The organism is Micromonospora sp. DSM 43699 (assembly GCF_055517075.1).
Map to the genome: position 1 here is coordinate 23,601 of NZ_JBTMMT010000045.1, position 16,352 is coordinate 39,952.

Sequence of the window (16,352 nt, forward strand, 5' to 3'; positions counted from 1 at the left end):
CACAGTGCCGTTGCGCCGCCCACCCTGAGCACCGTGACCAGGATCACCCGACGCGCGGCTGCGTAGTATTCGGGGCATGACGGCGACAACGACGTCGGCCCGGTCGGACCTGTCCGAGCTGGGGCGATCCGAGACCGCGTTGCGGACCTTCCTGCACGGCCTGCCCGGGGTGGACCAGGTCGGCGCGGAGCAGCGGGCGGCACAGCTCGGCACCCGCTCGATCAAGACCACCGCCAAGGCCCAGGCGATCGACCTGGCCATCCGGATGGTCGACCTGACCACCCTGGAGGGGGCCGACACCCCGGGCAAGGTACGCGCCCTGGCCGCCAAGGCACTGCGCCCGGACCCGGCCGACCCGACCTGCCCGCACGTCGGCGCGGTCTGCGTCTACCCGGCGATGGTGCCGTACGTGGCCGAGGTGCTGCGCGGCAGCACCGTGCACCTGGCCAGCGTGGCGACCGCGTTCCCGTCCGGGCAGGCGCCCCTCGACGTCAAGCTCGCCGACACCCGGGCGGCCGTCGCCGCCGGAGCCGACGAGATCGACATGGTGATCAACCGGGGTGCGTTCCTGGCCGGGCGCTACACCGAGGTCTACGACGAGATCAAGGCGGTCAAAGAGGCCTGCGGCTCTGCTGATGGCGGTCGCCAGGGGCGACCGGCAGCCCACCTCAAGGTGATCCTGGAGACCGGCGAGTTGGCCACCTACGACAACGTCCGGCGGGCCTCCTGGCTGGCGATGCTGGCCGGCGGCGACTTCATCAAGACCTCCACCGGCAAGGTCCCGGTCGCCGCCACCCTGCCGGTGACCCTGGTGATGCTGGAGGCGGTCCGCGACTTCCGGGCCGCCACCGGGAGGCAGGTCGGCGTGAAGCCGGCCGGCGGGATCAAGAACACCAAGGACGCGATCAAGTACCTGGTCATGGTCAACGAGACCGTCGGCGCCGACTGGCTGAGCCCGGACTGGTTCCGGTTCGGCGCGTCCAGCCTGCTCAACGACCTGCTCATGCAGCGCACCAAGCTGACGACCGGCATCTACTCCGGTCCCGACTACTTCACCCTGGACTGAGCATGATGTTCGAATACGCCCCTGCGCCCGAGTCGCGCGCGATCGTCGACATCAGGTCGTCCTACGGTCTGTTCATCGACGGCGAATTCGTCGACGGCGAAAATCTCGACAAGACGGTCAACCCGGCCACCGAGGAGGTGCTCGCCGAGGTCACCTGGGCCGGCACGCAGGACGTCGACCGGGCGGTCCGCGCCGCCCGCAAGGCGTACGACAAGGTCTGGGGGCCGATGTCGGGCCGGGACCGGGCCAAGTACCTGTACCGGATAGCCCGGATCGTCCAGGAACGCTCCCGCGAGCTGGCGGTGCTGGAGTCGCTCGACAACGGCAAGCCGATCCGGGAATCCCGGGACGTCGACCTGCCGCTTGTCGCCGCGCACTTCTTCTACTACGCCGGCTGGGCCGACAAGCTGCCGCACGCGGGGTTCGGGGCCGACCCGCAGCCGCTCGGGGTGGCCGCCCAGGTCATCCCGTGGAACTTCCCGCTGCTCATGCTCGCCTGGAAGGTCGCCCCGGCGCTCGCCGCCGGCAACACCGTGGTGCTCAAGCCCGCCGAGACCACCCCGCTGACCGCGCTGCTGTTCGCCGAGATCTGCCAGCAGGCCGACCTGCCGGCCGGCGTGGTCAACATCGTCACCGGCGCGGGCGACACCGGCCGGGCGCTGGTGGAGCACCCGGGCGTGGACAAGGTCGCCTTCACCGGCTCCACCGGGGTCGGCAAGGCCATCGCCCGGTCGGTGGCCGGCACCCGCAAGAAGGTCACCCTGGAGCTGGGCGGCAAGGCCGCCAACATCGTCTACGACGACGCTCCGGTCGACCAGGCCGTCGAGGGGATCGTCAACGGCATCTTCTTCAACCAGGGTCACGTCTGCTGCGCCGGCTCCCGGCTGCTGGTCCAGGAGAACGTCGCCGAGCAGGTGCTCGACGCGCTCAAGCGACGGATGGCGCTGCTGCGGGTCGGCGACCCGCTGGACAAGAACACCGACGTCGGGGCGATCAACTCGGCCGCCCAGCTCGCCCGGATCCGGGAACTGTCCGACGCCGGGGCCGCCGAGGGCGCGCAGCGCTGGTCACCGCCGTGCGAGCTGCCCGACCGGGGATTCTGGTTCGCGCCGACGATCTTCACCGGGGTCACCCAGGCGCACCGGGTCGCCCGCGAGGAGATCTTCGGCCCGGTGCTGTCGGTGCTGACCTTCCGCACCCCGGCCGAGGCGGTGGAGAAGGCCAACAACACGCCCTACGGGCTGTCGGCCGGGATCTGGACCGACAAGGGCTCCCGCATCCTGTGGACGGCCGACCGGCTGCGCGCCGGGGTGGTCTGGGCCAACACGTTCAACAAGTTCGACCCGACCTCGCCGTTCGGCGGCTACAAGGAGTCGGGCTACGGCCGCGAGGGTGGCCGGCACGGGCTGGAGGCGTACCTCAATGTCTGAGCGGGTCGCGGTACGCAAGACGTACAAGCTCTTCATCGGCGGGAAGTTCCCGCGCAGCGAGTCGGGACGGTCGTATCTCGTGCAGTCCTCGAACGTGTCACTGGCCTCTCGCAAGGACGCGCGGGACGCCGTGGTCGCCGCGCGGGCCGCCGTCAAGGGGTGGGCCGGCGCGACCGCGTACAACAGGGGTCAGATCCTCTACCGGGTGGCCGAGATGCTGGAGGGCCGCCGCGAGCAGTTCGTCGCGCTCGGCATCCCCGGCGACGAGGTGGACGCGGCGATCGACCGCTGGGTCTGGTATGCCGGCTGGGCCGACAAGCTCCCCCAGGTGTACGGCGGCGCGAACCCGGTCGCCGGGCCGTACTTCAACCTCTCCGCGCCCGAGCCGACCGGGGTGGTGGCCGTGGTGGCCCCCGAGACCCCGGCGCTGCTCGGCCTGGTCAGCGTGATCGCCCCGGCCATCGTCACCGGCAACACGGTGGTGGTGACGGCCTCCCCGTCGGCCCCGCTGGCGGCGGTGACCCTGGCCGAGGTGCTTGCCACCTCCGACCTGCCCGGCGGGGTGGTCAACCTGCTCACCGGCCGGATCACCGAGACCGCGCCGACGCTTGCCGCGCACCTGGACGTCAACGCGATCGACCTGGCCGGGGTGACCGACCCCGAGTTGGCGACCGACCTGGAGGCCAGGGCGGCGGAGAACCTCAAGCGGGTCCTCCGGCCGACCCCGGCCGACCACGACTGGACGGGCGACCCGGGCCTGGCCCGGATGACCGCCCTGCTGGAGACCAAGACGGTCTGGCACCCCAAGGGGGTGTGATCGCGGGTGTCCTGCCTTGGGAGGGGTTCTACTACGGGGGGTAGGATTAGCGGGTGACTCGGTTGGGCGATCTTGAGCGGGCGGTGATGGACGTGCTCTGGGACGTGGTCCCGGGCACGTCGGACGGGGTGACCGTGCGCGAGGTCGCCGAGGCGCTGGACGGGCGCGAGTTGGCGTACACGACGGTGATGACGGTGCTGGACCGGCTCGCCGGCAAGGGCATGGTGCAGCGGGAACGCGAGGGACGGGCGTGGCGCTACCGGGCCGCCGCCAGCCGTGAGGCGCACATCGCCCGGCTCATGCTCGACGCCCTGGACCTCGGCGGCAGCCGGGACGCCGCGCTGGTGCGCTTCGCCCGCTCGGTGACCGGCACCGAGGCCGAGGTGCTGCGGGCGGCGCTCGGCGCGGAGGCGGGCCTGACCGGTGCCGAGCCGACCCGGCACGAGGTACCACCGACCCGGCACGAGGCGGGGCTGACCGACCGGGCCGAGGATCACCGGGTCAGCCGGGCCAGGGTCGCCGACGAGGCGACGGACCGGTAGGGCGACCACCGTGGCGTACGCCGTGCACTTCGCCGGGGCGGTCCTGGCCTGCTGGCTGACCGCTCAGGTCCTGGCCGGTTCCACCTGGACATGGCGGGCCCCCCGGGTCGCGATCGTCTGCTGGCAGGCGGTCGGGCTGGCGCTCGGCCTGTCCGCGATGGGCCTGCCGATGGCGCTCGGGCTCGCCGCGTACGACCGACCGACAGGCGGTGCGCTGCTGGCCCTCGCCGACGACCTCGGCCACGGCACGCTCCCGGTCGGGGTGACCGCCGTCCACCTGGGCCTGGTGGGGGTCGGCTTCGGCATCGGCGCGGTGCTGCTCGCCACGACCGTACGCAGCGTGCACTCCACCGTCCGGGCCCAGCGTCGCCATCGGGACCTGCTCACCCTGGTCGCCCGGCGGGACCCGACGGTTCCCGGCGCGCTGGTGCTCGACCATCCCAGCGCCGCCGCGTACTGCCTGCCCGGGGTGCGACCCCGGGTGGTGGTCAGCGCCGGCACCCTCAGCCTGCTGGACCGGGCCGAGTTGGCGGCGGTACTCGCCCACGAGCGGGCACACGCCCAGGAGCGGCACGACCTGGTGCTGCTGCCGTTCACCGCACTCTGCCGGGCACTGCCCTGGTTCCGCTGGGTACGCGCCGCACACGAGCGGGTGGCCCTGCTGGTCGAGATGCGGGCCGACGACAAGGCCCGTGAGCTGCACGCCGAGGCGCCACTGGCGGGCGCGCTGCGCCGCTTCGCCGCCTGCGGTGACCGGGTCACCCCGGCCGGCGCGCTGGGCATGGGTGACCGCGATCTCGACGTACGGGTGCAGCGGCTGCTCGCCGCCGACCGGCCGCCCCGGCTGCTGGGTGCCGCCGCGCTGGCGGTGACGACCACCCTGGCCGCCCTCCCGATCTCCCTCTTCCTGAGCTGACGCCCCGCACCCACCCGCCCCTCACACTCACCCGCTCCCCGCACCCACCTGCTCCCTTGCACGTCACCACCCAGGGCCGTGCTGTCCCAAGATCGCACTACATCCAGGTTCTCAACACCGTTGCGTTAGGTGGAACGGCTGTTCGTCAACCAGCGCTGCCTCGCCGATCATGGAGTTGTGGTGGGCGACAGAACGCCCGTAAAGCCCCCAAGGTCGGCACCACCACTCCATGATCGCCAAGCGGGCCCACCCCGCTCCCCGATCGGGCAGGTTGACCAGCCGCCCACGGCGTTGACGCAACGGTGTTGGTTTCCTAGTTAGAGCACGATCTTGCGCACGGCGGCGTGGGCGGGTGTGCGTGGGCGGGCGGGCGTGGGCGGCGTGAGGCGGGGTGGTGGGGTGGCGGGGAGGGTTGGGGGTTGGTGCGCGGCTTATAGGTAGGCAAGCTACGTGTAGGGTGGCTACGACAAGCGAGCCAACCCCTTGGAGAGCGGTCATGGACACCCTGCTCCTCGCGCGCCTGCAGTTCGCCACCACCACCTCGCTGCACTTCCTCTTCGTCGTGGTCACCCTCGGGCTGGTCACCCTGCTGGTCGGCATGCAGACCACGTGGTTCCTCACCGGGAACCCGAAGTGGGAACGGCTGACCCGCTTCTGGGGCCAGCTCTACGTGATCAACTACGTGCTCGGCATCGCCAGCGGCATCGTCATGGAGTTCCAGTTCGGGCTGAACTGGAGCGGGCTGTCGCGCTACGTCGGCAACGTCTTCGGGGCCCCGTTGGCGATCGAGACGCTCGTGGCGTTCTTCCTGGAATCCACATTCCTCGGCATGTGGATCTTCGGCTGGCACCGGTTGCGTCGGGGGGTGCACCTGGCGCTGCTCTGGGGAGTCGCGCTCACCGCGTACGCCTCCGCTTTCTGGATCATGGTGGCGAACGCCTGGCTCCAGCACCCGGTCGGCTACCAGGTACGCGACGGCGTCGCCCAGCTCACCGACTTCGGGGCGCTGCTCACCAATCCGACCCTGGGGATGGCCCTCGGCCACGTGCTCGCCGCCGGCCTGCTCACCGGGGGCATGCTGATGGCCTCGGTCAGCGCCTGGCACCTGCTGCGGCGTACCACCGACTTCGCCCTGCACCGCACCTCGCTGCGGATCGGGCTGGTGACCGCGGCCCTGGCGGTCAGCCTGGTGCAGGGTTTCGGCTTCGCCCAGTTCGGGCCGGTCGGCGAGTTCCAACCCACCAAGTTCGGCGGCGGCCCGACCGCCGACGCCGCGGTCGCCGAGTGGACCAGCCGGTTCGGCCCGGGTGACTACACCCCACCGGCGCTGTCCAGCGTCGGGCTCGGCTTCATGATCCTGATCGGCTTCACCCTGGGCTGCGTCTGGCTGCTGCTGCCGCTGCTCTGGCGGGACCTGGTGATCCGGCTGCGTTTCCCGCTCTGGCTGACCCTGCTCGCCCTGCCGCTGCCCTTCGTCGCGGTGATCCTCGGCTGGCTCGCCCGGGAGGTCGGCCGGCAGCCCTGGGCCGCGTACGGGCTGCTCCCCACGGGCCGGGCCGTCTCCGACGTCGACCCGGGCCTGATGCTCGCCTCGCTGATCGGCTTCAGCCTGCTGCTCGGCGCGCTCACCGTCGCCAACTGGACGCTGCTCGCCCGGCACGCCGCCCGGGGCGCCACCGATCCGGCGCTCGGTCGTCCGCCCGGCGTCCTCGGGGACGAGCCCCGGCCCACCCCCGCCTTCGCCTGAGAGGACCCCCGATGGCACTCGTCTGGTTCGCCCTGCTCGGCCTCTTCTTCGCCGGCTACCTCGTCCTCGGCGGCCTGGACTACGGGGTGGGCCTGCTGCTCGCCCGGCACGACACCCCGGCCGCCCGCCGTGCCGGGCTCACCGCGCTCGGCCCGTTCTTCCTCGGCAACGAGGTCTGGCTGGTGGCCGCCGTCGGCATTCTCTTCGGCGCCTTCCCCACCCTGGAAGGGGAACTCCTCTCCGGCCACTACCCCGCCGTGGCCGGGGCGTTGGTCGGGGTGATCCTGGTCACCGCCGGGGTGCAGCTGCGCAGCCGCCCCACCGGACCGGCCGCCCGCCGGGGGTGGGACCGGGTGATCGTGGCCGGCAGCGCGCTGGCCGCGTTCGGCTGGGGCGCGCTGCTCGCCGGGCTGCTCCAGGGCCTGCCGATCCACACCGACGGTCGCGTCGCCGGGCAGACCCACCTGGCGACCCCGTTCGTCGCCGCCACCGGGCTCGCCCTGCTCACCCTGGTCGCGGCGCACGGTGCGACCTTCCTCACCCTGCGACTGCCGGCCGCCGACGCGCCGGCCACCGCCCGGCTGGCCCGCCGGTTGGTCGTCGGGGCACTCGCCGCGGTCGCCACCGCCACCGCGCTCGGCCTGCTCTCCGAGCGGGTACGCGCGGCGACCCGCCAGCCGCTGCCCGCCGTACTGCTTGTGGTACTGCTGGTCGGGGCGCTGCTGGCGGCCCGTGCGGCGCTCGGTCGGGGTCGTCCCGGGGTGGCCCTGGCCGCCACCGGCGCGGCGCTCGCGCTACCGGTGGCCCTGGTCGGCGCGGCGCTCTGGCCGGCCGTGCTGGTCTCCACGGTCGACCCCGCGGCCACGGTGGACGTCGCCGACGCGGCGGCCAGCGGGCCGACGCTGCGGCTGCTGGGCTGGCTGACGCTGCCCCTGCTGCCGGCCCTACTAGGCTTCCAGGCAATGTGCTGGTGGGTGTTCCGGGGACGGACCGACGGCAGGGGACCGGTGTACTGGTGAACCGCCGTCCCTTCGACCCGCGTCTGCTGCGCCGGGTTCCCGCGGCCCGGCGCGACCTCGCCGTGCTCGCCGCCCTCGGCGGACTCACCGCGCTGCTTGTCGTCGCGCAGGCCACCGCCCTGGCCACGGTGCTCGCCACCGCCATCCACGGCCGGCTGGACACCGTCGCGCTGGCCGGCTTCGTCACCGCCGTCGGTGCGCGGGCCGTGGTCTCCTGGGGGCAGGGCACCGTCGCCGCGCGGGCCGCCGCCACAGTGAAGGCGACGCTCCGCGCCGATCTGCTCGCCGCCGTCGGCCGGCACGGGCCCGGCTGGGTCGCCGGTCAGCGGGCCGGGCAGCTCGCCACCCTCACCGGGCGCGGCCTCGACGCGCTGGACGCCTACTTCACCGGCTACCTCCCCCAACTCGTGCTCAGCGTCACCGTGCCGGCCGCCGTGCTGGCCCGGCTGGTCTTCGCCGACTGGAGCTCGGCCCTGATCATCGTGCTCACCATCCCGCTGATCCCGGTCTTCGGCGCGCTGCTCGGCTGGCAGGCCCAGGCCGCCACCGAACGGCAGTGGCGTCGGCTGTCGATGCTCGGCGGGCACTTCCTCGACATGGTCGCCGGGCTGCCCACCCTGCGCGCGTTCGGTCGGGCCCGGGCGCAGACCGAGGTGGTCCGCCGGATGGCCGACGGGCACCGGGTCGCCACCATGAAGACCCTGCGGATCGCCTTCCTCTCCGCGCTGGTGCTGGAGCTGGTCGCCACCCTGTCGGTGGCGCTGGTCGCGGTGCCGGTCGGCATCCGGCTGCTGGACGGCGGGATCACCCTGGCCACCGCGCTGCTGGTGCTGCTGCTCACCCCGGAGGCGTACCTGCCGTTGCGGGCGGCCGGTAGCCGGTTCCACGCCAGCATGGAGGGGCTCACCGCGCTGGACGAGGCGCTGACCGTCTCCGCCGTACCCGCCGGTCCGGCCGCCGCCGCCGGTCCGGTGGCCGCTGGTCCGATGGCCGCTCGTCCGGTGGCCGCGGTCCGTCCGGCACCGTCGGGGGGCGGCGAGATCCGGTTCTACGACGTCACCGTCGCATACGAGCGGACCACCGCCCTGCGGGACGTCACGCTCACCGTCCGACCCGGCGAGCGGATCGCCGTCGTCGGGCCGAGCGGCGCCGGCAAGAGCACCCTGCTCGGCCTGCTGCTCGGCTTCGTCACCCCGACCGCCGGCCGGATCACCGTCGACGGGGTCGACCTGGCCGACGTCGACCTGGACGACTGGCGTCGGCGGATCGCCTGGGTGCCGCAGCGGGCCCACCTGTTCGCCGCCACGTTGGCCGACAACATCCGGCTCGGTGCCCCCGACACCCCGGACGCCGCCCTGGCCGACGCGGTCGCCGACGCCGCGCTGGACGAGGTCGTGACGGCCCTGCCCGACGGGCTGGACACCCTGCTCGGCGAACGCAGCCACGGGCTGTCCAGCGGTCAACGGCAGCGCGTCGCGCTGGCCCGAGCGTTCCTCCGGGACGCCCCGCTGGTGCTGCTGGACGAGCCGACCGCCCGGCTGGACACGGCGAGCGAGACGACAGTCCTGGACGCCACCCGGCGGCTGGTGGCCGGCCGTACCGCCCTGCTGGTGGCGCACCGGCCGGCGCTGTTGGCGGACGCCGACCGGGTGCTGCACGTCGCCGCCGGCCGGGTGACCGAACTGACCCCGAGCCCGGCCGGGGAGGCCAGTCGATGACCACCGGTCCCGTTCCCGCCGTTCGACCCGAGCGGGTGGTGCTGCGGCTGGCCCGGCCGTACCTGGGTCGGCTGCTCGGGGCCGGGCTGCTCGCCTCGGCCACCGAGTTCGCCGGGCTGGCCCTGATGGCCACCGCCACCTGGCTGCTGATGAGCGCCGCCGGCCAGCCGCCGCTGGACCGGCTCACCGTCGCCATCGTCGCCGTCCGGGCACTGGCCATCAGCCGGGGCGTGCTGCGTTACACCGAACGACTCGCCGGCCACGACGCCGTACTCCGCATGATCACCGACGTCCGGGCCAGAGTCTTCGCCACTCTCGCCACCCGACCCGGTTCCGCCGGCCACCGCACCGGGGACGCCCTGAGTCGGCTGGTCTCCGACGTGGAGGCGGTACAGGATCTGCTGCTCCGGGTCCTCGTACCCGGGGCGGCGGCTGCGCTGGTCGGGGTGCTGGCCGTCGGTGGGGCCGCCCTGGTCTCGCCGCCCTCGGCCGGGGTGCTCGCGGTCGGCCTCCTGGTCGCCGGGGTGGCGCTGCCGGTGCTGGCCACCGCACTGACCCGGCGGGCCGCCGACGAGGTGGCGCCGCTGCGCGGGGCGCTCGCCAGCGACGCCGTCGACCTCACCCACGGTGCCGCCGACCTGGCTGCCTTCGGGGCCACCGACCAGGCGCTGCGGGCCGCGACGAGCCGCGCCGACCGGCTGGCCCGACTGGAGCGCCGGCTCGCCGCGACCGGATTCGCGGTGGACGCGGCGGGGGTGCTGGTGGCCGGGGCGACCGCCGCCGGGGTGGTGCTGACCGCACTGCGCTCCGGGGTGGACGGGGTACTGGTGGGCGTGCTCGCCGTCGGTGCCCTGGCCGCTGTGGAGATCGCGTTGGCGCTGGTCGGCGCGGCCCGACAGCGCACCCAGCTCCGCGCCGGCCTGGCCCGGGTCGCCAGCCTGCTCGACGGCCCGGCGGTGCCCGGTGCCGCGGTGTCCGACGGGCCGGTGTCCGACGGGCCGGTGCACGACGGGCCGGTGCGTGATGGCCCGGTCGTCGGTGGGGCGGCGGGTGGCACGGTGGGGCGGCCGGGGGCGGCCGCGCACGACGTGCGGTTCGACGGGGTCGTCGTCCGGTACCGGGAAGGTGCCGCGCCCGCCTTGGACGGGATCGGCCTCGACCTGCCCGCCGGCCGTCGGATCGCGATCGTCGGGCCGAGCGGCGCCGGCAAGAGCACGCTGGCCGCCGTGCTGACCGGAGCGGTACGACCCGACGCCGGCCGGGTCACCCTGGCCGGCCGGGACGTGTCGACGTACCCGGCCGAGGAGCTGCCCCGGGAGATCGGCGGACTGCTCGCCGAGGCGTACGTCTTCCACGCCTCGGTGCGGGAGAACCTGCTGCTCGGCCGGCCGGACGCGGACGAGGCGGAACTGGCCGACGCGACCCGCACCGCCGGTCTGCTCGACTGGGTACGCGCCCAGCCGGACGGTTGGGACACCCTGGTCGGTGAGGAGGGCGGTCAGCTCTCCGGTGGGCAGCGGCAGCGGCTCGCCCTGGCCCGGGCCCTGCTCGCCGCCCCCGGTGTGCTGGTGCTCGACGAACCGACCGAGGGCCTCGACCCGGTCGCCGCCGACGCGGTGCTCGCCGGGGTGCTGGCGGCCACCCCTGCCGGGCGCTCGGTGCTGCTGATCAGCCACCGGCTCAGTGGCCTGGCCGGTTTCGACGAGGTCGTGGTGCTGGTCGCCGGCCGGGTGGCCCAGCGCGGGCGGCACACCGACCTGGTCGCCGCCCCGGGCTGGTACCGGGACCAGTGGCTGCTGCAGGAGGCCGCCGAACGCGGATACCTGGCCCTGACGCCCTGAATGAACACCGGGGCCCGGCCCGACGTCCCGGGCCGGTCGGCGTCCCGTACCCGGATCGGCGTCCGGAACGCGGGTCCGGGAATCTCCCCGACGCGCGGCGACAGCTGTCGTGGCAGGGTGGTGCCATGCATGCCTGCGACGAGGTGGGAATCGACGAGCGGTTGCGGGATCTGGCGTCCCGGCTGCACGGCCCGGCGCGGCTGAAGGACGAACTGATCCGTGAGGCACGGGGGGCCCTGGACGACGCCACCGAGGCGTACCGGGACGGGGGACTGCCGGCACCGGAGGCCGAACGTCGGGCGGTGGCCGACTTCGGCGCACCGGCCGAGCTGGCTCCGGCATACCAGGAGGAGCTGGCGGCCGGGGCGCTGCGCGGGCTGTCCCGGCGGGCGCTGCTGATCGCCGTGGTGCTGACGGTCGGCGGCGACCTGACCTGGCGGGGATCGAGTTGGAGCGGTGGACCGCCCCCACCGGCCGGCTATCAGCTGCTCGCCGGTTCGATGAACGGAATCTGGCTGGCCGTGGCCGGGCTGGCACTGGCGGCCCTGCTGGGCGGTCGCTGGGCGGCCCGGCGGGGGTCGGCCACCACGTCGGCGGGTCGGCTGCTCGGGTGGGGGCTGGTCGGCACGCTGGCGCTCGGCGCGGTCGCCGGGATGGCGCTCTTCGCCTGGTCGGTCGAGCTGTGGGACGCCGCCCTGACCTGGCCGCCGATGATCGTCGGTGCGCTGCTGGCCGGCGCCGCCCACTTCGCCCTGTTCCGGGCCGGTCGCTCCTGGCTGGTCGCCGCCCGCTGACGGCGCCACTTCACCGACCCCGTGGCCGCCCACGTCCCGGGGCGCGAAAAGCCGGTCCCGACGTGCGGGTGGCCGGCGGAGAACCGGTCCCGGTGGGATCAGGCCGGCGCGGCGGGTGGGCCGGCGGGGTCGAGGAACCGGCCGACGGTGACACTGAACTCGCGCCAGCCGGCCCGCTCGCCGGCCAGGGACGCCCGCCCTGAGTCGGTGAGCCGGTACGTCCGCCGCTCCCGGCCGTTGACGGTGCTCCAGGAACTGGCCACGTGCCCGGCCCGCTCCAGCCGGCGCAACGCCGGATAGATGGTGCCGGTCGGCAGATCGAGCTGGCCGTCGCTGCGGGCGCGCAGCGCCTCGATGACGGCGTAGCCGTGCAGTTCGCCCTGCTCCAGCACGGCCAGCAGCAGGGCGTCGAGGTGGCCGTGCAGCGCCTGAGCCTTCATACGTAGGTACGCTACTTGTCAACCGCCCGAACCGCCAGCGATCGCAGGGCCCCGACGCCCGCGCGGCTCCGGCCGCCCGGGGCAGCTCCGGCCGCCCGGGGCAGCTCCGGTCCCGGAGGTCCGCCGCCGTCGGGGCGCAGACTTCGACCATCTTCGGGGTACGGGTTCCGAGCGCCGCCGGGGTGCGGGGTCGGCACACGCCGGGACGCCCATTAGGGTATGTGCCCAGAGTCACTTGGCGGCGGCACGTCGCCGAGTGGGCAACCCGACGCACACGGAGGTCAGCGTGGCCCGCCAGTCGCCCCAACGGCCCGACGCCGACGAACCCGAGCTCGGCGACACCGACGGGCCGACCGGGCCCGACGTGGAGCCCGGCCCGGCCGACCGCTCGCTCTGGGAAGAGCTGAGCATCGATCCGGTCGAGATCGCCCTGCCCGCCGGCACCGGTTTCACGCTTCGGGCGTACCGGGCGGCGCGCGAGCTGACCCCGACGGACGTCGCCGAACGCGACGAGGACGACCCCTTCCTGGCCCGACGTCAGGTCGTCGAGGCCGAGGACGACGAGGAGGTGGTGATCCTCGACGAGGAGTTCGCCGCCCTGTCGGCCGAGGACGAGGCTGAGGCCGAGGACGACCGGAAGGACGCGGGCGACGGCAAGCGTGCAGGCGGGAAGGACGGCACCGACACCGACGATGCCGACACCGACGACGACGCGGATGCGGATGCGGACGCCGACGGCGACGGCGACGAGGAGGAGGTGCCGGTCTTCCTGAGCCACAAGGGCCGGCTGCTGCTGTTCAAGACGCCCGAGTCGCTCGTCAGTTTCATCCGGTCGGGTGCCCCCAACGACCTGTCCCAGCTGGACGGTTGGAATGAATTGTCCGAACGGGTCACACCGGCCGACATCGCTCCGCGCGACGAGGACACCTACGAGCTCGACCTGGTCGTGGAGAACCTGCGCGGCGGGCACGACACGTGGGACCCGACCCTCCTGATCGAGGCTGGCGAGGTGGCCCGTGACCTGTCGTACGCGCTGCGGCTACCAGCCGTGCTGGACATGCTCTCGGCCGGCTCCAGCCTGGACGACCTCGACGAGGCGCTGCGTGCATCTGTCAACGGCGGAGTCGGTGGTTTTCTCGGCCGTAGGCGGTTGAAGAAGATCGGGGCCCAGACCGCAAGCTTGGGTTGGCGCACCATTGTCGGCAAGATCTCTGCCGTCGTGGACTGGCGCGACTGACTCCGAGCGGGGACCATCAGTGGCTGGCAGAGAATAGACCTGTGTCCCGGGAGGAGGACGACGCCGTGGCGCTCGTGCGCGTGTACTGCGGTCTGGCTTCGGCAGATCCGGCCGACCGACCGGCCTCGGCCGGATCGACGCTGACGTCCGCCGTGGTCGACGACGCAGGCCGTCTGCTGCATGTCTACGAGATCGGTGACGACGCGGCGGGTTATGCCCAGCTGGTCTCGCTGCTCGTGGAGCGGTCGGGCGGGCCGAGTGGTGTGGCGATCGCCGCCGACAGCGACGACCACGCGGTCACCTCGCTGCTGAGCGCAGCCGGCCGTCCACTGGCGATCGCCGACGACGACTCGGTCGACGACTTCGCCGAGCGGTTCGCCGACGACGACTCCCTGGAGGAGATGCAGTCCGCGCCGGCCGAACGGCGGGCGGTGGGTCTGGCCCGTGCCCTCCAGGCCGGCGCACTCTCCGCGGTCACCCTGCCGGCTTCCCGGGACCTGGCCGGCTTCAAGCAGGTCCTCGCGGCACACGCCGCCCTGTCCAGTGGTCGGCACTCCGCCGCCGTGGCACTGCGTGAGGTGCTCCGCGAGCTCTACCCGGCCGCCCTGCGGGCATACCCGGATCCGGCCGAGCCGGTGGCCTTGGCCGTCCTCGACGCGCTACCCGAGCCGAACATGCTCGGCGGCACGTCGGCGCGGGGCCGTGACCTGTCGGTGGCCGCCGAGGCGGTCATCGCGCACCTCACCGCCGACGGGGTCGCCGAGGCCGGGGAGATCGAGGCGGCGGTCACCGCGCTGCGGGTGGCCATCTCCGAGACTCCGCGCCGGGCCACCGTCAACCGGGCGCTCACCTCCGCCGTCGCCGAGACCGTCCGACAGTCGGTCGCCGCGGTACGCGCCTGCGACGCCGGCTGCGAGGCGCTGGTGAGTGCACTCAGCACCCGGGTCAGCGCTCCGAGCCCGATGCCGGGCCGTCGGGCTGCCGCCCGCCGGGGCGAGCAGGTCGGCGAGCTGACCGGCATCAGCGGCACCGGCACCGGCCTACGTCCGGTTCGGTCCGCCGAGCCGGCGCCGCCGGTCCCGACCGGTCGTCGTAGCCGCCCCGAGCCGGTCCCCGGTGGGGCGACCCCGGCCGCACCCCGACCGCTCGGCCCGCCGCCGGTGGCCCCCGCCCCGATCACCCCGCCGCCGGTGGCCCCCCAGCCGGTGACCCCGGCTGCCGTGTCCACCCTGCCGAGCTCGGTGCCGCCGGCGCGTACCGATCCGAGGACGCCGGTCCGGCACGGGTCGGACGCCCCGACGACGATGATCCCACCGATCCGGCGCGGGGTGGACGCCCCGACCAACCGGCCGGTCTCGGCCCCGCCACCGCCTCCTCCGGGCATCACCCCGATCGCCCCGGCGCAACGCGGCAACGTGCCGCCCGCCGAGGCCGGTGAGCCGTTCCGGCCGACGCTGACCACCGCCGCGATCAACAACGCCCGTGCCGAGCGGCAGCGCACCGTGATCCCGCCGCGACCGAAGACCACGGGTGCGCTCTCGACGCCCACCGGTGGATTCAGCGCGACCGATCTCAACGTCCCGGTGCCAGTTTCCCGCCCCGAGCCGGAGCCCGTCGCCCCGCCGGGATCGCGGGCGAACTGGCCGCTGGTCAACAACCCCGAGGACCCAGCCAACAGTTCGGCCAACAACCCGGTGGTCCCGGCCTACGGTGAGCGGGCCGGTCGAGCGACTGACGCTCCCGCCGACCCGGGTGCCGGGCGTCGGGTCACCCCGCCATGGCTCGCCGACGACCTGCCCCAGGAGCCGCCGATGCTGCGGTTGGTGGAGCCGCCGCCGCTTGCCGATCGGGCGTTGCGGGGCGCGCTGGACGCCGCAGTCGATCCGCACCTGGACACCCCGCCGCTGCGGTTGGTGGACCGGGAGGAAGCCGGCCGTCCCGGCCGATCCACCCGGGCCGACCGTCCGGAACGCCTCGACCGTCCGGAACGCCTCGACCGTCCGGAACATCTGGACCGCCCCGCCCGGGCCGACCGTCCCGCGCGCCTCGACCGTCCCGAACGGGCCGAGCGCTCCGAGCGGGCCAGCCGACTCGACCGTCCCGATCGGCTCGATCGGGACGAAAGGCCGGAGCTCCTCGACCGTCCCGAACGGGTCGAGCGGTCGACCCGTAGCGAGCGGGCGGGCCTTGACCGTCGGCCGGAACCGGTCGAGCGCCGTCCCCCGCCGATGGAGCACCGGCCGCCGCCGGTTTCCGACGAGGGCGACGGTGACCTGCTGATCTTCGCGCAGGCCAAGTCGGCGTGGTTCGTCGGGCACGGCGACGAGAGCGACCTGCAATGGTCGTCCACCGCGGACACCGGTTGGCAGGCCGCCGAGAAGGTCGCCCAGCCTGCCGTCGGTGCGGAGACCTCGGCCGGGCTACCCAAGCGGGTCCCCAAGGCCAACCTGGTCCCCGGTTCGCCGCTGCGCGAGGAGCGTCCGCTGCGGATCGTCCGGGACGCCGCGAGCCTCGCCGAGAACACCACCGGCTACTTCCGTGGTTGGCGTCGTGGGCAGGAGATCGGTGGTTTCGCGGTCGGTGGCCGGCCGGGGCGTGAAGCGGCCGGTGGCTGGGACTTCAGCCGGGATCCGACCGAACGGGAAGACGACCGGGAGTACGAGTTCCGCTCTGCCGGCTACCGGTCCTGACGAACCTGACGGCTGGCCGGGCGTACCCACGCGGTGCGTCCGGCCTTTCGGCTGACGCGCGCCCACCCGGGCCACCCGCATCCGGTAGCAGACCC

At 74.0% G+C, this 16,352-nt stretch carries 13 protein-coding genes; 12 read left to right on the plus strand and 1 reads right to left on the minus strand.

What is annotated here, in order from left to right:
• Nucleotides 1-76: 76 nt before the first annotated feature.
• The 10 genes from deoC (at nucleotide 77) to AC0AIB_RS20955 (ending at nucleotide 11,890) form a co-directional block, all read left to right on the plus strand.
• Nucleotides 77-1,066, plus strand: coding sequence for a deoxyribose-phosphate aldolase (gene deoC, locus AC0AIB_RS20910; RefSeq protein WP_465097306.1), 990 nt, complete (start codon nucleotides 77-79; stop codon nucleotides 1,064-1,066).
• 5 nt (nucleotides 1,067-1,071) lie between these two features.
• Nucleotides 1,072-2,496 carry an aldehyde dehydrogenase family protein gene (locus AC0AIB_RS20915; protein ID WP_465097316.1) on the plus strand — a complete coding sequence of 475 codons (1,425 nt, stop codon included), beginning with the start codon at nucleotides 1,072-1,074 and terminating at the stop codon, nucleotides 2,494-2,496.
• Nucleotides 2,489-3,313 (plus strand): aldehyde dehydrogenase family protein, encoded by an 825-nt coding sequence (locus AC0AIB_RS20920; RefSeq protein ID WP_465097307.1) that lies wholly within the window; start codon nucleotides 2,489-2,491, stop codon nucleotides 3,311-3,313. The genes AC0AIB_RS20915 and AC0AIB_RS20920 overlap by 8 nt, the downstream gene beginning before the upstream one ends.
• Nucleotides 3,314-3,366: 53 nt before the next feature.
• On the plus strand, nucleotides 3,367-3,855 hold the full coding sequence (locus tag AC0AIB_RS20925) for a BlaI/MecI/CopY family transcriptional regulator (RefSeq protein ID WP_328340231.1): 489 nt from the start codon (nucleotides 3,367-3,369) through the stop codon (nucleotides 3,853-3,855).
• Nucleotides 3,856-3,865: 10 nt separating this feature from the next.
• Nucleotides 3,866-4,771 carry a M56 family metallopeptidase gene (locus AC0AIB_RS20930; protein ID WP_328340232.1) on the plus strand — a complete coding sequence of 302 codons (906 nt, stop codon included), beginning with the start codon at nucleotides 3,866-3,868 and terminating at the stop codon, nucleotides 4,769-4,771.
• A 496-nt stretch (nucleotides 4,772-5,267) separates the two neighbouring features.
• A complete protein-coding gene (locus AC0AIB_RS20935) occupies nucleotides 5,268-6,518 on the plus strand; it encodes a cytochrome ubiquinol oxidase subunit I (RefSeq protein WP_465097308.1) in 1,251 nt (416 codons plus the stop codon).
• An 11-nt stretch (nucleotides 6,519-6,529) separates the two neighbouring features.
• Nucleotides 6,530-7,537: a cytochrome d ubiquinol oxidase subunit II gene (locus tag AC0AIB_RS20940; protein WP_328340235.1), complete on the plus strand. Its 1,008-nt coding sequence runs from the start codon at nucleotides 6,530-6,532 to the stop codon at nucleotides 7,535-7,537.
• On the plus strand, nucleotides 7,534-9,255 hold the full coding sequence (cydD, locus tag AC0AIB_RS20945) for a thiol reductant ABC exporter subunit CydD (protein ID WP_465097309.1): 1,722 nt from the start codon (nucleotides 7,534-7,536) through the stop codon (nucleotides 9,253-9,255). The genes AC0AIB_RS20940 and cydD overlap by 4 nt, the downstream gene beginning before the upstream one ends.
• A complete protein-coding gene (gene cydC, locus AC0AIB_RS20950) occupies nucleotides 9,252-11,096 on the plus strand; it encodes a thiol reductant ABC exporter subunit CydC (protein ID WP_465097310.1) in 1,845 nt (614 codons plus the stop codon). Before cydD ends, cydC begins: the two co-directional genes overlap by 4 nt.
• A gap of 125 nt (nucleotides 11,097-11,221) precedes the next feature.
• Nucleotides 11,222-11,890: a permease prefix domain 1-containing protein gene (locus AC0AIB_RS20955; protein ID WP_465097311.1), complete on the plus strand. Its 669-nt coding sequence runs from the start codon at nucleotides 11,222-11,224 to the stop codon at nucleotides 11,888-11,890.
• Between the two features lie 98 nt (nucleotides 11,891-11,988).
• On the opposite strand, the gene AC0AIB_RS20960 is transcribed toward AC0AIB_RS20955, so the two are convergent.
• A complete protein-coding gene (locus AC0AIB_RS20960) occupies nucleotides 11,989-12,330 on the minus strand; it encodes a PadR family transcriptional regulator (RefSeq protein WP_328340243.1) in 342 nt (113 codons plus the stop codon).
• Nucleotides 12,331-12,586: 256 nt separating this feature from the next.
• On the opposite strand from AC0AIB_RS20960, the gene AC0AIB_RS20965 reads away from it, so the two are divergent.
• Both AC0AIB_RS20965 and AC0AIB_RS20970 read left to right on the plus strand, forming a co-directional pair.
• On the plus strand, nucleotides 12,587-13,567 hold the full coding sequence (locus AC0AIB_RS20965; RefSeq protein ID WP_465097312.1) for a DNA primase: 981 nt from the start codon (nucleotides 12,587-12,589) through the stop codon (nucleotides 13,565-13,567).
• A 41-nt stretch (nucleotides 13,568-13,608) separates the two neighbouring features.
• Nucleotides 13,609-16,257 (plus strand): transposase, encoded by a 2,649-nt coding sequence (locus tag AC0AIB_RS20970; RefSeq protein ID WP_328340247.1) that lies wholly within the window; start codon nucleotides 13,609-13,611, stop codon nucleotides 16,255-16,257.
• Nucleotides 16,258-16,352: the final 95 nt, after the last annotated feature.

What these genes read in the sequence shown, in the direction of transcription:
- deoC (WP_465097306.1), top strand. Translation starts at nt 77, where the DNA reads ATGACGGCGACAACGACGTCGGCCCGGTCGGACCTGTCCGAGCTGGGG.
- AC0AIB_RS20915 (WP_465097316.1), top strand. Translation starts at nt 1,072, where the DNA reads ATGTTCGAATACGCCCCTGCGCCCGAGTCGCGCGCGATCGTCGACATC.
- AC0AIB_RS20920 (WP_465097307.1), top strand. Translation starts at nt 2,489, where the DNA reads ATGTCTGAGCGGGTCGCGGTACGCAAGACGTACAAGCTCTTCATCGGC.
- AC0AIB_RS20935 (WP_465097308.1), top strand. Translation starts at nt 5,268, where the DNA reads ATGGACACCCTGCTCCTCGCGCGCCTGCAGTTCGCCACCACCACCTCG.
- AC0AIB_RS20940 (WP_328340235.1), top strand. Translation starts at nt 6,530, where the DNA reads ATGGCACTCGTCTGGTTCGCCCTGCTCGGCCTCTTCTTCGCCGGCTAC.
- cydC (WP_465097310.1), top strand. Translation starts at nt 9,252, where the DNA reads ATGACCACCGGTCCCGTTCCCGCCGTTCGACCCGAGCGGGTGGTGCTG.
- AC0AIB_RS20955 (WP_465097311.1), top strand. Translation starts at nt 11,222, where the DNA reads ATGCATGCCTGCGACGAGGTGGGAATCGACGAGCGGTTGCGGGATCTG.
- AC0AIB_RS20960 (WP_328340243.1), bottom strand. Translation starts at nt 12,330, where the DNA reads ATGAAGGCTCAGGCGCTGCACGGCCACCTCGACGCCCTGCTGCTGGCC.